This is a genomic window from Streptomyces sp. NPDC002776, from assembly GCF_053592195.1.
Genome location: NZ_JBSFVG010000023.1, coordinates 55623 through 71552 on the forward strand (window position 1 = coordinate 55623; position 15930 = coordinate 71552).

The following is a 15930-nucleotide window of genomic DNA, read 5'->3' on the forward strand; positions in this document are numbered from 1 at the left end:
CATCGGTGGCTTTCGTGATGTGTAGTCGGCCTGGCCAAGTCCGCAGCCCTCGAGTACGCCACCGACCACACTCCCCCGGCCGCCTCCTTCGTCACCGGCACTTCCTCAACGTCGACGGCGGCTGCACCGCCTCATAGACACCTCCGGGGCCGGTGCAGTCATGACACTCAAGGAGCCGGGGCAGGCAGTCGTTCATGTGCAGGTTGCGGCGGTCTGGGTGGGTGGTGATCCGTCCGGAACGGTACGACAGCATGGCTGTGCTGTCGTACCGTCCCGGGCCCCGGGGCGCCGGTCAATCGAACGGCGTCAGGAACTGCTTCGGCGTCAGTGCGCGGTTGACGATGCGGGTGTCGCCCATCCACCCGTAGAAGCCCTGCCCGAACGTCTCGTTGAACTGGGTGGCGCCCAGGGTGAAGGGCTTGCCCAGGGTGGCGATGCCGGTGGAGGGCTGGGTGGGATTGCGGGCGATCTTCGAGCCGTCCACGTAGACGACCGTGCGGCGGCCGTCGTTGACGACGGCGATGTGCGTCCACCGTCCCACCGGCAGCGCGTGGCTCCACGAGGTGGGATCGGCGTCCTGCCGCTCGGGGTAGACGACGAACTGCAAGAAGCGCTCCGGCGAGAGGTTGAGGCTGCAGGTGGGCTCCAGCGGCGACCAGCCGGTGGTCTTGCCCGCGTCGCCGTTGCGGCCCTGCCAGCTCAGGATGCCCATCCAGGAATGGTCGCCCTCGAAGGGCTCCGGCAGCCGCACGAACGTCTCGATGGTGTAGCCGCGCAGGAACTTCTCGCTGTTGAGCGGCGCGCGGGGGCCGGTGGTCAGGATGGCGCCGCGGTTGGGGCTCTTGCCGCCGTCGAAGCGCAGGCTGGTGTGGGCGGGCTGGCCCGGGTGGTGGTCGGCCGAGACGGTGAGGGCCTGGGCGGCGCTGTCGTTGAGGCGGCTGACGGTCAGGTCGTTGCCGTGGCCGGACAGGTCCCGTACGACCGTCCCGTCCGGCACCGGGGCTCCCGGCGCCGGCAGGGACGCGCCAAAGGTGTCAAACCGCCAGTAGGCGAGGGTGCCGCGCACGAGGACGTCGGCGGCCGGACGCGGCTTCGGCGGGACGACCGGGGCGAAGCCCGCGAAGCGCTCGTCGAAGTCGATCGCGAGGCTGAACCGGTCGACCGGGCCGGTCAGTTCGAGCGTCTCCGCCTCCAGGGGCGTGCGGGCCTCCGGGTCGCGGGCGAGGAACCACGGGGAGAAGGTCTCGATGTCGATGACATTGCGCACCAGGTCGAAGTGGTAGAGGCGGATCATGGCCGCGCCGCCGTAGTAGCGGTCCTGGTAGTTGGTGATGTGCAGGTGGACATCGTTGTCGGCTTTGTTCTTCAAAACCGTGCGGCCGGGCGGCCAGTAGTGTCCGCCGAGCGCCAGGAAGATCTGGTCGTTGCCCTTGACCAGGGCGTCCCACATGCGGGTGCCGTTGTCCGACAGGTGGGCGGTGCCGTCGTCCTGCGCCCACACCAGGTCGTGGGTGGTCAGGATGGCCGGCACCTCGGGGTGGGCGTCCAGGACATCCTGCGCCCAGCTCAGGCCCGCGGCGGACACCCGCCAGTCCAGTGCGAGGACCAGCCAGGAGCGGCCGCCGGCGCGCAGCAGGTGGTAGCTGTTGTAGCCGTCCTGGGAAGCGCCGCCGAAGGTGGGGGCGGAGGTGAAGCGGTGCGGTCCGAAGGCGTCGAGGTAGGGCGTGTCGCCGCGCTGGTCGTCGCCGGAGGCGATGTCGTGGTTGCCGGCCAGGACGCTGTAGGGGATGCGGCGGTCGATCAGACCGAACGTGTTGGAGGCCAGGTCGATCTCGTCGCGGGTGCCGTGCTCGGTGATGTCGCCGAGGTGAGTCATGAAGGCGACGTTCGCCTCTTTGCGCTGGGAGAGCAGATAGCGGAACGTCGCCCGCAGCGGCTCGGGGTCGGCGCTGTCCGCGTCGAACAGGTACTGGGTGTCCGGCAGCACCGCGAGCGCGAACCGGGGGGCCTCGGTGTCGAAGCGGCGCTGGCTGCTCGGCCCGTCTGCGTGGGCGGGCGCGGCGCCGGCCACGAACGCGGAGCCTGCGAGGGCGCCGGCCGCGGGGACGGCCACGGCCGTCTTCAACAGGGCGCGTCTGTCGGGGTTCTGAGGGGGAGGTGCGTTCACGGCTGCTCCTGGGACTGGCGTGCGTTGGGGGGCTGGACCGCACTGTTCTGGGAGGCCGTGACCGCGCCGGGTCACCGAGCTGAACGGCGCGCGACGGGCAACCGGCGGGCAGGGCGGGAATCGGGCCTCCGGCGGAAGCCGGCCGGCCGAAGGCTGCGCGATGCGGCGACGCGGGTCGCTCCGCCCGGCACCCGGATGCATCACGCCGCCTGCCGCCGGGGTTGCCCGAGGATTCCCGTTGCCCTACCGGCCGGGCGAGGCCAGGGCTTCGACACCACGGCTGAGCCGCCAGCGGCTGCCAGCGGCACACGTCGGCCGAGGGTGCCGTCGGACGGCACGAAGGTCCGTGTTCTCACGCACGTGGAAGTTGCCACCGCGTGATGCTGAACGCAGACCGCTTGGCCGTCGACAACGGCGTCAACCTGCCCTGCCAGAGGGGAGAAAGAGCCGCCACATTCTCGCAGTTCGCCGAAGGGTACTGGCTACGCCCGCCTCGACCCACCGGACACGTGCTCGTCCCGTCCCGGCACGGCGGGTGCTGCGGCGGGCAGGTGAGTCAGGACGGTGCCTCGCTCAGTCGGGTGGAGCCGTACCTCGCGGCCGTGGCGATACGCGCTGCAGGAGGGCGGCGCAGCTCGATTGCAGTGACGGACGTGACTGCCTGTCAGGCGCGGTTCGAGACCGGCTCCGATTCAGCTATACAGCGAGGGTGGCCCCAGGCCGAGAGCAGGTGACTTTGTTCGCCAGTCGGCGGCAACCAGCAGCACATGGTCCTCCAGCCGCAGGCTCCACAGCCTCCATTGCCCCAGACCCTGCCGGTCAGGCATCACCCACGCGCGTGAAGCAAAGGAATGCGCCGTTCGAACGCGGAACCCCCCGGAGCGGGGGTTTTCCACATGTTCGATTTCCCATTGCCCCCACCGAATAGACCTTAAGCCGCACGGGCCTCCATAAAAAAGCTTATATATGCCCATACTCTCCTCCTATGTGTACGGAATTGCTCGGCGCCGACGAGCAGCGATACGAGCACCTGCGCGTGAGGCGCGATTCCGTCCCCTTCCCCCTTTCTGGAGAGTGACATGCGCGTTGTCGTCACCGGTGGCGGCGGTTTCCTGGGGTCTCATCTGTGCGAGGCATTGCTGCGACGCGGCGATGCGGTGGTGTGCCTGGACGATTTCTCCACCGGCGTTCTGGAGAACGTCGCCCACCTGCTGTCCGACCCGGCCTTCGAGCTGCGACGCGTGGACGTGAGCGAGGGCGTGGACGTGGCCGGCCAGGTCGACGCCGTCGCCCATCTCGCCTCCGCCGCCTCCCCGCCGGACTATCTGCGCCGCCCGCTGGAGACGCTCGCGGTGGGCAGCCGCGGAACGGAGAACGCCCTGCGTCTGGCCCTCCGTCATGGCGCCCGGTTCATCCTCGCGTCGACCAGCGAGATCTACGGCGACCCGCTGGTCCACCCACAGGAGGAGACGTACTGGGGCAACGTCAACTCCATCGGTCCACGCAGCGTCTACGACGAAGCGAAGCGCTTCGCGGAGGCGGTGTCGGCCGCGTACCGCCGAGCTCACGGTCTCGACGTGGGAATCGCGCGGATCTTCAACACCTACGGGCCGCGGATGAGACCGCACGACGGGCGTGTGGTGTCCAGCTTCATCACCCAGGCCCTGACCGGCGAACCGATCACCATCTACGGCGACGGTGGCCAGACGCGCAGCTTCTGCTACGTCGACGACCTGACGCGCGGCCTCCTCGCACTCCTCGACTCCTGCGAAATGGGCCCGTTCAACCTCGGCAACCCCATCGAGCGCACCGTCTGCGAACTAGCCGAAACGGTGCTCACCCTGACCGGTTCGGCATCCGTGGTGAACCATCACCCGCTGCCGGTCGACGACCCGGTCCGTCGGCGCCCGGTCATCACCCGGGCACGCGAGGTGTTGGGCTGGGCGCCCGAGATCGACCTCACTGAGGGCCTGCGCCGCACCATCGCCTACTTCGGCGCCCGCCCCGACCTGCTCGGCGTCTCGGCCGCGGCGATCCGCGGCGGCCAGGCCGAGACGGTCCCCCCGTCCTCGGTGTCGGTCGCTCACCAGGCCATCCCCGCCCCGTCCGCCGTTGGCATGCATTCCGGGGCAGCCTCCGAACCGGCCGCCGCGAACGGCTGACCAGGCCCGCCCGCCTGCACGACGGGCCCGCGGACCGCTATCGGCCGAGCAGTCCGCCGTGGCCGGACCGGTCCGCGGTCGCAGCACCGATCCCCGTTCGCGGCCCCGGCGTCCCTCCCACCCCTCACACCAAGACCCCTCACGCCACAGACCCCTCACGCCACAGACCCCTGTCGCACCGCCTGGAGATCTGTCTGCCATGACGTCGTTGGAGCAAGGGCCCGTCCTGGGGGCCGGCCTCAAGAAGGACTCCCCGCTCTCCCGCCCGGCCCCCGGTGCACCGGAGGAATGGGCGGCCCTCGGCCACGAGATCCGCGCCCTGTCGCAGGGTTCGGTGGCCTCCATCGGTCCCGACGGCCCCGTCCTGGCACGCCTCTCCCGCGGACTGACCTACCGCCCCTCCTGTTTCGTACGGGCGTTCTCACGCTCCGACCGTCTCCTGGTCCTGCTGCTCTCTGTCGGCTGGGCGGCCTGCCTGGTCTGGTTCTGGGTGTGGTGGCTCCAGCCGACCCACCGCCTCGGCTGGCCGGGCATGATCGTCAACAGCGCGCTGCTGCTCTATCTGACCTACCTGCCCGTGCACTTCCTCGTCGCACTGATCCGGATGCGGCGCTTCAATCCGCGGGTCCCCGTCCCCGCGCTGCGCACCGCCTTCGTCGTCACGCGCGCCCCCTCCGAGGGCTGGGACATCACCCGCACCACCCTGGAGGCAATGCTCGATCAGGACTTCCCTGACGATTACCACGTCTGGCTCTGCGACGAGGACCCCACCGCGGAGATCCTCGACTGGTGCCGGGCTCGCGGCGTCGGCGTCTCCTGCCGACGCGGCCACGCGGACTACCACCGCGCCGACTGGCCCCGACGCACCCGGTGCAAGGAGGGCAACCTCGCCTACTTCTACGACCACTGGGGATACGCGCACTACGACGTGGTCGCCCAGCTCGACTGCGACCACGTCCCCGGGCCCCGGTACCTCGCCGAAGTGGTCCGGCCCTTCGCCGACCCGGCCGTCGGGTACGTCGCGGCACCGAGTGTCTGCGACTCCAACGCCGACGGTTCCTGGGCGGCCCGGGGACGGCTGCATCGCGAGGCCATGTTCCACGGCCCCGTGCAGCTCGGCCACTCCGCCGGCCTCGCTCCGGTCTGCATCGGCTCGCACTACGCGGTGCGCACGACGGCGCTGCGCGACATCGGCGGTCTCGGCCCTGAGCTCGCCGAGGACTTCTCGACCACATTCCTGCTCACCTCGGCCGGCTGGCAGGGCGTGTTCGCGATCGACGCGGAAGCCCACGGCGAAGGACCCCTCACCTTCAACGCCATGATTACCCAGGAGTTCCAGTGGTCACGCAGCCTGACGGTGATGCTCCTGGGCATGGTGCCGCGGCATCTGGGCCGGATGCCCCTGAAACTGCGCATCCGCTTCGCCGCGGCACTGATGTACTACCCACTCCTCGCCACGGCCACCATCGTGGGCCTCCTGCTGCCACCGGTCGCCGCCATCACCGGAACCCCGTGGATCGACGTCAACTATGCGGAGTTCCTTGCGCACTTCTGGAGCATGTCCGTCTGGCTGATCCTGCTGACGCTCCTGTGCCGCCGCCGCGGCCTGATGCGCCCCAAGAACGCCCCTGTCCTCGGCTGGGAGATCTGGCTCTTCGCTCTCTCCCGCTGGCCGTTCGTGGCCTGGGGCGTACTGGCCGCAGTGGCGCAGAGGATCCGGCCCCGCCAGATCACGTTCAAGGTCACGCCCAAGAAGCGCATCGGCCTGGAGCACCTTCCACTGCGGACCGTCCTCCCCTATCTGCTGATCACCCTGTTCCTGTCCGGGGCCGCCATCGTCGGCGAGTTCACCGGTCCTGCCGTCGGCTATGTGTTCCTGTGCATCCTCGGCTCGATCTCGTACGCCGCGGTGACCCTCGCGATCAGTGTGCTGCACATCAAGGAGACCGCACGCGCCGCCGGCGTCCCCGCCTCGCGAGCCCTGCACACCGCCGCGCTCCCGATCACGGCCGGCCTGCTGTGCCTGCTCCCCCTGACCCTCGCGGCCGGCGTCTTCCCCACCTACCTCACCGGCTTCTACGCCTGGTGACGGCCTTCGCGACAGAAGAAGAAACGAGGTCCTCCATGACCCGGACCATCCTGGTGACCGGCGGCGCCGGCTTCATCGGCAGCCACACCTGCGTGGAACTCCTCCGCGCCGGCGACGAGGTCGTCGTGCTCGACGACCACTCCAACAGTTCCCCCGAGGCCCTCGAACGCATCTCGAAGATCGCGGGCCGCCCGATCGCCGCGGCCCACGTGGCCGACGTACGCGACAGAAAGGCCTTGGACGCCGTCTTCGCGAGCCACCGGATCGACGCAGTGATCCACTTCGCCGCGAAGAAGGCCGTGGGCGAGTCGGTGCGCATTCCCCTGGCCTACTACGACATCAATGTCGGCGGCACCACGGCCCTGGTCTCCGCCATGCACGCGCACGGGGTGCACCGGCTCGTGTTCTCCTCCTCCTGCTCCATCTACGGTGACGCCACGAGCGTCCCGCTGACCGAGGCGTCCCCGGCCGCACCGACAAACCCGTACGCGACCACCAAATGGACCTGCGAGCGGATCCTCTCGGACCTGTGCCGGCACCTGCCGGAGCTGCGAGTGCTGGCCCTGCGGTACTTCAACCCCGCCGGCGCCCACCCCACGGGACTGCTCGGCGAGGACCCGCGCGGGGTGCCGAACAACATCATGCCGTTTCTCACTCAGATCGCCGTGGGTCGCCGCGACGCTCTCAGCGTCTTCGGAGACGACTACCCGACGCCCGACGGCACGGGCATCCGCGACTACATCCACGTCGTCGACGTCGCAGAGGGGCACCGCACAGCCCTCGACCACATCGACGACGGACCCGGCATGCGGGTCTTCAACCTCGGCACCGGCCGCGGCGCCTCCGTCCTGGAGCTCGTGCGCGCCTTCGAGGAGGCCTCCGGCCGCCCGATCCCCTACCGCGTCACCGCCCGCCGGGCCGGCGATGTCGCCGAGCTCGTCGCCGACCCGGCGAAGGTCACGGCGGCCTGGGGCTGGACCGCACGGCGGGACCTGGCCGTGATCTGCCGCGACGCCTGGAACTTCCAGCAGCACAACCCCTACGGCTACACCCCTTGACCTGCGGCACCCAACCCGCCTTTGCGCGAAAGGAGTTCCCCGCATGCGGTTGACCGTCATCGGCACGGGCTACCTCGGAGCTGTGCACGCCGCGTGCATGGCCGCCATCGGACACGACGTCCTCGGTGTCGACGTCGACACCGAGAAGATCACCGCCCTCTCCGAGGGCAGACCTCCCTTCTACGAGCCAGGCCTGGACGAGGTTCTGACCCAAGGACTCGCCTGCGGCAACCTGCGCTTCAACACCCGTCTCAGCGAAGCGGCCGCGCACGGCGAGGTCCACTTCATCTGCGTGGGCACCCCGCAACAGGCCGGTTCCCGAGCGGCCGACCTGCAATACGTCGACAGCGTCATCGACGGCCTCGTGCCGCACCTGCGTTCCTCCTGCCTCGTCGTCGGCAAATCCACGGTCCCGGTGGGCACGACGGAGCGCCTGACCGACCGCGTCGCGGACCTGGCACCCGCAGGGGTGCGGGTCGAGATCGCATGGAACCCCGAGTTCCTGCGCGAGGGATACGCCGTCGACGACACCCTGCGGCCGGACCGGATCGTCACCGGCGTGAACAGCCCGCAGGCGGATGAGACCCTCCGCCGCGTGTACGCACCGATGCTGGAAGCGGGCGTCCCCTACATCTGCACCGACCCGAACACCGCCGAGTTGGTCAAGGTCGCGGCCAACTCCTTCCTCGCCACGAAGATCTCCTTCATCAACGCCATGGCGGAGGTCTGCGACGCCGCGGGCGCGGACGTGGTCACCCTCGCCGACGCCATCGGCCACGACACCCGGATCGGACGCCGGTTCCTCAACGCCGGCGTGGGCTTCGGCGGCGGATGCCTCCCCAAGGACATCCGCGCGTTTTCCGCCCGTGCCCAGGAACTGGGGGCCGGCCCCGCGGTGGCGTTCCTCGACCAGGTGGACGAGATCAACGGACGCCAACGGACCCGGACCGTCGCACTCGCCCGCCGGATGGCCGGCGGCGACCTCACCGGCCGCCGCGTCGCCGTCCTGGGCGCAACCTTCAAGCCGGACAGCGACGACGTACGCGACTCGCCCGCGCTGGCCATCGCGGCCGCGCTGCGCACGGAGGGCGCCGACGTCCGGGTCCACGACCCCGAGGGCACCGCGAACGCCGCTCTGGCCCACCCGGAGTTGTACTGCGACACCGACCTGCTGACAGCCTGCAAGGACGCGGAGCTCGTGCTGCACCTCACCGAATGGGCCCAGTACCGTGAGCTGGATCCGGTCAAGCTGTCCCGGGTGGTCCGCACCCCCGTCCTCATCGACGGGCGCAACGCACTTGCGCACGACGAGTGGCGGTCCGCCGGCTGGACCGTCAAGGCGCTGGGACGGTCCGCCCCCAGCCCGCGACGGATGGTCGCGGCCGCTGAGCCGACACCGTCCCAGCTCGTCCCGCCCCCCGGTCCGCAGAGCAAGAGCACCGCGCCGCCGTCGCCCCTCATGGCGTAACCGTCGCACCGGGCGCCCACTTCGGCGTTTCGGCACCACTTTTCTTTCATTCTGCTGTGTTGTGTCCGTATTGGGCACAGAGACGTCCCGAAGGGGTGCGCGTGAACGCGGTGAAGCGGAGCCGGACTGATCGGACCGTCATCGGAATCTCGGCCACAGTGCTTCTGCTGGTGACAGGGTGCGAGGTACCGGGGGCACCGGCGGTCTACCGCCCGGCGCGCCCGGCCAGCGGCGGCCCCTTCACCTTCTACGTCAGCCCGGACGGCGACGACAAGAACGACGGCATGTCGCCGCAGAAGCCCTGGCGAACCCTGGACCACGCCGACGGCGCGCGCCTCCACCCCGGCGACCGCCTCAGACTGCGTGGCGGCGAGCGGTTCCGCGGCCGCCTCACCTTGGAGAAGGGGGAAGCAGGCAGCCCGACCCGGCCCGTCGTGATCGACTCCTACGGCGAGGGCCGGGCCACGATCGCCCCGCGCGGCACGTCCGGCATCACGGTCCACAACACCGCCGGCGTGGAGATCAGGAACATCGCGCTGGTCGGTGATCGCAAGGCGCTTCGCGAAGGGGCAGGTATCGCCCTGCGCAACAGCCTTCCCGGCACCCGACGCCTCGAGCACGTCTCCATCACCAAGGTGGAAGCGAGGGGATTCCAGAACGGAATCAGCGTCGGCGCGGACAAGAACTCCGTCACCGGCTTCAGCAACGTGCGGATCGCGGACACCTCCGTGCACCACAACCTCGAAGCGGGACTCATCTTCTACGGGCCCGAGTTCGACGCCGCCCGCCCCGCCTACGCCAACACAGGGCTGCGGATCGAGCGGGTCAACGCGTACTCCAACACCGGTGACCCCCGGAACAACCGGCGCAACACCGGCAGCGGTATCGCACTGGGCAGCGTCAAGGACGCGAAAGTGACGCGGTCGGTGGCCCACGACAACGGCACGCAGTCCGCCACCGATGCCGACGAGGGCCCCGAAGGTATCTGGACGTACGACTCCACGCGTGTAGTGCTGGAGCACAACCGCTCCTATCGCAACCGAACCGGCTCACAGGTCGACGGCGGCGGGTTCGGCCTGGACAACAACGTGTCCTCCTCCGTTGTGCAGTACAACCTCGCTTACCACAACGACGGACCGGGATTCCTCGTCTACTCCGGCAGGCCGACCGGCGCCCACAAGGACAATGTGGTCCGCTTCAACATCAGTTGGGACGACGCACGAAGGCTGCCGGAGTACGGAGGCATTGTCGCCTACGGCACCCGTTTGAAGGACCTGTCCATCCACCACAACACGGTGGTGATGCGGACCGATGGCCTTGCCTCCGCCGCTGCGACCGGCCAACGTCCCCCGGCCCTGAGACTGCGCGACGGCATGCGCGGCGTGCGCGTCCACAGCAACATCTTCGCCACCGACAGCGGCCCTCTGGTCGACACCCAGTCGCCCTACAATCCGAGCGTCCTCAACTTTCAGGGCAACAACTACCACAGCACGCGCAGTTGGTCGCTCACATGGGGAACCGAGCGTTTCACGACCCTGGACGCGTGGCGGACCGCTTCCGGCCATGAAGGGCTGAACGGTGTTGCGACCGGATCGAGCCACAACCCGTGCCTGCGGGCACTGGACACCCCCGGCACCGGCGGCCGGATCAGCGCAGAGGACCTGGTACCGCGCTGCCAACGGGCGACGCCCGCCGGCCTCGACCCCCGGGCACTGGACACCGACCCGGGCCCGGTCGACTACCTCGGCAAGCGACTCCCAGCGACCCTTACGGCGGGGGCGGTACAGCCTCACAATTCTAGAGACTGAGCGGGAGTGAGTCCTGTTGCCAGGACTCATGCTCACCCGAACACCCCGAACACCCCGAATGCTCTTGGGTGTTCTGGTCCACCGCGTTGGCCTCCTCGCTCCCTCGGTCGCCGGGTCGGGCCTGAGGGCGGCTTGCCAGAGTCGCCATTTACTACTGTCACTCCGGAAAGGATGTGGACATGGCACTGGTCAAAAAGGATCGCGGCTCATCACCGTGGACGGCACCACCTACCGGTGGCGGCGCCGCGGACGGCCGACCTGCGACCAGGGCTTGGTCCGGTCATCCCACACCTACGCGGTCGAACACGTCGACGCGCCCGGCTCCGCACTGGTGGTCACCACCAGTCAACCGCACCTGAGCAACTGGTTCGGACCACACGGCAGCCCGATCCTGCCTGGCCAGGTGGCTGACAGCATACGCACCGCTCTCAGCAATGTGAGATCTGCTCGCGCTGGCGGCGGCGCCCGTAGGGCAGCAGCAGGCTGGCAGCAGATCATCCGGTCGCCCACTGGTCAGACACTCCGGCCGCGATCTCTCAACCGCGGCTGTCGTCTGACTTCTGGGGGCGGCGGACGCGGGGTCGGCTCAGTGCTGGTGTCCGTCGTCGTGTCCGGGCTCCTTGCTGGAATGGTTGGCGTCCGGAGAGGTGGGCGGGGAGGTCGGATTGGTGGTGTCTCTGCCGTTGCCGCCCTCCTGGCCTTCGCCGCTTCCCTTTTCGGGCACGGCATCACTGTGGCTGTGGCCGCCTCCGGACTGGGCCATGGTGGGGGCGATGTGGCGAAGCCCGAGGAAGGTGAGGGCCGTGACGACGAGGACGGCCAGTCCCATGAGGCTGAAGATGCGACGCCAGGGCCTCTTCGCCTCCTTCAAGAAGAAGGCGACGAAGGACAGGACGATGCCGAGCGGTATCAGCACGGCACAGCGTTCGGGGAGATCTGCGAAGTGCTGCATGCCGCCGCTGAGCATGCCCAGGCCGAAGGAGAGCATCGTCGAGGTGCCGAGCACGCGCAGGATGCGTGACAGGGGCTGCCTCTCCTTCGCGAGGATGAGGTCGTTGAGGACGGTCGCGAGCAGGAAGACCAGTACGCCGGACCCGGCGATCATGCTGTAGCGGGCGGGGGCCATGGGGTGGTGGACGACGGCTCCGCTGATGAGGCCGGCCCCCACGTAGTAGCCGACGTAGCCGAGGTAGCGCCACGGCAAGGAGGCGCTTTCCCTTCTGCTCTGGGAGCGGCGCTGGCTGCGGGTCGGCTGCGCCGGGTTGGGGGGCGGGGTCGTGGTGGCGAGGCTGGGTGACGAAGACAAAGCGGATCCTTCGAGGGAAGTTCAGTGGGGGCTGGGCTCAACGGCAGGCGGGCAGGACGGAGCCGAAGATCGGGCCCGTCGGGCACGGCGCAACGCGAGCCGGCCCTCGGTGCGCGTACGCACTCCATCGCCGGGCGGCCCGGGCTCGTCGCACGGCATGGCCGAGCCGCCGCTGGTGCTGGTGCTGGCTCACGGGTATGCCCGACAGGTCGTCGACCGGTTGGCGGGCGTGAAGGCTTAGATCCGTAGGACCACTGAGTCCGGCACGGGAGCAGATGCTTTGAGGGCCGGGACAGGTCGTGCGGCGGCGGACGCATAGGCGTACGGAGGCCCGTGAATGGTCAAGGTCTCGCACGGAGCGGGCAGCGCAGCGCCCTGTTGGGGCTGGCCGGACACACACTGATGAGCAGCGTGATCGGGCTCCGGAGCATCCTGGTGATCGGTGTGCCCCTGGCCGTGGTCGGTGTGCCCCTGGCCGGAGTGCGGGTCGGGCGCCTCGTGGCTGTGCCCGGCGGAATTCACGTCCGGAACGTTCAGGGCTGCCGTGCTGGTCGGCGCGCCGGGGTGGGCATGGCCTGCGGCGCTTTCCGCGCTGACACCGTGGGTGTACATGAGGGTCAGGAGGAGCGCGGCGAGCACCCACGTTCGCCACGGGCCCGCTGCACGAGAGCGGGACCGCGGCGCGCTACGGGTCGCCCGGGCCACAGCCATGCCGGGGAGCATAGCGGCACGTCGGCCGTGGACCTGCCGTGAGGCGTGTTTTCCATCGGACGGGCACCTCCAGTGCCCCAGGACGCGACGGCGCCCGGTCGCACTGTGAGGGTGCGGCCGGGCGCGGTGCCGTACGGCTGGGTCAGTGGTAAGCGTGGACGACGGCGTGGCCCTTGCCGCGGCCGATCATCCACTTGTTGACGGGGGTGGTGATCACGAAGGCCACGGCGAAGCCGCCCAGCAGCGCCGTCCAGAACAGCGCGTCCGACAGGTGGGCGTCCATCGCGCCGGGTGTCAGGGCGATGATGCCGTTGTCGACGACCTCCATCACCGTGATCGAGATGGTGTCCGCGGCCAGCGCGACCTTGATCGCGCTCTTCCAGTCCAGTCCGGCCCGGCGGACCGCGAACAGGGTGAAGGAGTAGCCGAAGAGGAATGCCAGGGTGATGGCCAGGGCCATCGTCTGGACGTTGCCCCACATCAGGGCGGTGCCGATGACCATGCCGAGGATCTCGCCGATCGCACAACCGGTCAGGCAGTGCAGCGTCGCCTTTGCTGCGGCTCCCCAGGTCACCGGGCCCATCTGGTGTCCGGTACGACCCGCGTGCGCCTGGTGCGCGGCGTGGTCGTGTGCGGTGCTGGTGTGGTGTGCGCTGTGATCCATGACCGTCATCCCCAATCCCGTCCAGTGTGACCCCGCTCCCGCGGGCTCACACCACAACTATATACCCCCCAGGGGTATGCGCAACAGATACTTCGGATCACTGCACCTGGGCCGCTGCCACGCCGCACCCTCCGGCCGCGTCAACCGGGGAGAGCCCCTGGGGCATGAGAGATCTACGGCGTGAGGGCGCGAGGGTCGCCGGAGGGCGGGCGCCGGAAGTAGCGCCGCACCGCCTGAGGACTGTCCATGCTCGGAGGGGTCGTCGGCTACGGGCGCCCATGCGGCACAGGGCCTCTGGTCCTGCCTCCCGCCGCGCATCGCCAAGGGGAAGGCCCGCCGATGGGTATCGACGGGCCCTCTCGCTCTTCTTCTGGTCAGTTGCCCGCGTGCTGACGCTGTGGGGCCTCCTCGGTGGTGGCGGTTTCGACGGGCGGGCTCTGCGGCTTGCCGCGCATGAGGGCGAGGGTGGTCAGGGCGCCCGCGGCGGCGATCCCGGCGGCGGCGAGGAAGGCTGCGCTGAAGCCGTCGGTGAGGGCGGGCAGGTCACCGAGTGCGCCCGCGCCCTGGGAGGTGGCCAGCGCGGTCAGGGCGGCGAGGCCGAGGGCGGAGCCGACCTGGTAGGTGGTGTTGACGATGCCCGAGGCGAGGCCGGCCTGCTCTTGCGGGGCGGCGGACATGGCCGACATGAGGGTCGGGATGTAGGCGAGCGCCATGCCCAGGGCTGCCACCAGCGAGGCGGGCAGGACGTCGACGAGGAAACTGCCGGTGGGACGGGCCGCCGACAGCCACACCAGGCCCGCGGCCAGGACCAGCAGGCCGCCGGTGATGAGCGGCTTGGGGCCGAAGCGGCCGAGCAGGCGGGCGCTGGCGGTGGTCATGAAGAGCATCAGCAGGCCGGTCATCGGCAGCAGGGCCGCTCCCGAGGCGAAGGCGCCGTAGCCGAGGACCTGCTGGAGGTAGAGGTTGAGGAAGTACCACATCGGGATCCAGGCCGCTCCCAGCAAGGCCATCGCCAGGTTGGAGACGCCGAGACCGGGGGTGCGCCAGATGCCGAGCGGCATCAGCGGCGACTTCGCGGACCGCTGGATGAGGACGAACACGACCAGCAGGGCGGCACCGGCGATCAGCTGAAGGACCGTCTGCGCTGCTCCCCAGCCGATCTCGGGGGCGCGGACCACGGTGAAGACGGTGAGCGCGAGCCCGGCGGTGACCGCCGCCGCGCCGAGGACGTCCACACCACCGCCGCGGCGAGCGGCGACGGCCGGCAGCAGGCCGGTGGCGAGCAGGGTGGCGATGCCGATCGGGATGTAGATGATGAACACCCATGGCCAGCTGGCCCACTCGGTGAACACCCCGCCCAGGAAGACGCCGGCGGTGCCGCCGGCCGGAGCGGCCGCGCCGTACAGGGCCAGGGCCTTGCCGAGCTCCTTGGGGCTGTGACCGAAGAGCATCATCAGCAGGGTCATCGAGGCGGGTGCGATCAGCGCGCCGCCCACCCCCTGCACGGCCCGGCCGGCAACCTCGACCCACGCGCTCTGCGCGGCCGCGGCCACGACGGAGCCGGCGATCAGGACGCTCCAGCCGGCCACGAACACCTTGCGGGCGCCCAGCAGGTCGGAGAGGCGGCCGCCCAGCAGGAGCAGTCCGCCGAAGGCGATGACGTAGGCGTTGAACACCCATTGCAGATCACCCTGGGAGAACCCCAGGTCGCGCTGCATCTCGGGCAGCGCCACGCCGATGATCGACGTGTCCATGATCACCATGAACTGTGCGGCGGCGAGTACCCCGAGGGCCCACCAGCGACGCGGATTGACGGCTTGCATGACCGCTCCCCAAAAGCAGAGTTCCTTCATACCCCTGGGGGGTATGACTTCGATGGCCTGAACGCTATACCCCCTAGGGGTATTCCTCAACGGGTAGTCATCCGGCCCTTGCCTCGCCCCCCGCCAAGGGGGGCGCTTACGATGCGGACATGGACGGCCAGGTGATGCGAGCGGTGATGCCCTTCGGGCTGCGCTCCTCCCTGCTCCTCGTCCTGGCCGTCCTCACGGGCCTGGTGGCCATGCACGGCCTGGGACCCGTCCCCGCGCCGGCCGGTGCACACGCGGCGGCCAGTTCGCACCAGGCGTCGGCCGCAGGCCACGAGAAGGCGATCGCCGACGATGCCGCGTGCCAGGACGGGTGCGTCCACGCCGGCGATCCGGCAGGCAGCACAGGCGGCCGGCATGCCGAGCACGCCGACGCGACCTGCGCCGCCACCGGCACGGCCGGCGCCCCGGTTCTGCCCGCGCCCGCGGTCCTCCCCGGTCACGCAGAGGCCGAGGCGGTCCTCGCACATGGGGTCATCCCCGGCGCCACCGCCTGCGGACGGGCGCCGCCGTCCTTGAGTGAACTGCAACTCCTGCGCATATAGGGCGGCCCGGCATGCCCGGCCCCAGAGAGCCGGCCAGCCTCCCGGCCCCGCCTTACTTCCGTACGCCCGCAGACGCGCGCGTGC

The 15930-nt window shown here is 69.9% G+C and carries 10 protein-coding genes; 6 read left to right on the plus strand and 4 right to left on the minus strand.

What is annotated here, in order from left to right; all coding sequences use genetic code 11:
• Positions 1–292: 292 nt before the first annotated feature.
• Entirely contained in the window at positions 293–2167 is a 1875-nt protein-coding gene (locus tag ACWD11_RS31655; RefSeq protein ID WP_451287149.1) for a LamG-like jellyroll fold domain-containing protein, read from the minus strand.
• 1079 nt (positions 2168–3246) lie between these two features.
• Between ACWD11_RS31655 and ACWD11_RS31660 the strand changes: the two genes are divergently transcribed.
• The 5 genes from ACWD11_RS31660 to ACWD11_RS31680 all read left to right on the plus strand — a co-directional run bounded on the left by ACWD11_RS31660 (position 3247) and on the right by ACWD11_RS31680 (position 10752).
• Complete coding sequence (locus ACWD11_RS31660; RefSeq protein ID WP_451287151.1) at positions 3247–4329, plus strand: UDP-glucuronic acid decarboxylase family protein; 1083 nt, start codon at positions 3247–3249, stop codon at positions 4327–4329.
• 199 nt (positions 4330–4528) lie between these two features.
• Entirely contained in the window at positions 4529–6418 is a 1890-nt protein-coding gene (locus ACWD11_RS31665; RefSeq protein WP_451287153.1) for a glycosyltransferase family 2 protein, read from the plus strand.
• Between the two features lie 35 nt (positions 6419–6453).
• A complete protein-coding gene (galE, locus tag ACWD11_RS31670; protein ID WP_389420098.1) occupies positions 6454–7476 on the plus strand; it encodes a UDP-glucose 4-epimerase GalE in 1023 nt (340 codons plus the stop codon).
• 43 nt (positions 7477–7519) lie between these two features.
• Positions 7520–8944, plus strand: a complete 1425-nt coding sequence (locus ACWD11_RS31675; RefSeq protein ID WP_389420099.1) for a UDP-glucose dehydrogenase family protein — start codon at positions 7520–7522, stop codon at positions 8942–8944.
• A gap of 170 nt (positions 8945–9114) precedes the next feature.
• On the plus strand, positions 9115–10752 hold the full coding sequence (locus ACWD11_RS31680) for a right-handed parallel beta-helix repeat-containing protein (protein ID WP_451287155.1): 1638 nt from the start codon (positions 9115–9117) through the stop codon (positions 10750–10752).
• A gap of 586 nt (positions 10753–11338) precedes the next feature.
• Here the strand turns inward: ACWD11_RS31680 and ACWD11_RS31685 are convergent.
• From ACWD11_RS31685 to ACWD11_RS31695, 3 genes are all read right to left on the minus strand, one after another.
• Complete coding sequence (locus tag ACWD11_RS31685) at positions 11339–12058, minus strand: hypothetical protein (RefSeq protein ID WP_451287157.1); 720 nt, start codon at positions 12056–12058, stop codon at positions 11339–11341.
• An 853-nt stretch (positions 12059–12911) separates the two neighbouring features.
• A complete protein-coding gene (locus tag ACWD11_RS31690) occupies positions 12912–13433 on the minus strand; it encodes a DUF4396 domain-containing protein (protein ID WP_389420102.1) in 522 nt (173 codons plus the stop codon).
• Between the two features lie 374 nt (positions 13434–13807).
• Positions 13808–15256, minus strand: coding sequence for an MFS transporter (locus ACWD11_RS31695; protein ID WP_451287159.1), 1449 nt, complete (start codon positions 15254–15256; stop codon positions 13808–13810).
• Between the two features lie 149 nt (positions 15257–15405).
• Here ACWD11_RS31695 and ACWD11_RS31700 point away from each other — a divergent pair, with 149 nt between their 5' ends.
• Complete coding sequence (locus tag ACWD11_RS31700) at positions 15406–15846, plus strand: DUF6153 family protein (protein WP_451287161.1); 441 nt, start codon at positions 15406–15408, stop codon at positions 15844–15846.
• Positions 15847–15930: the final 84 nt, after the last annotated feature.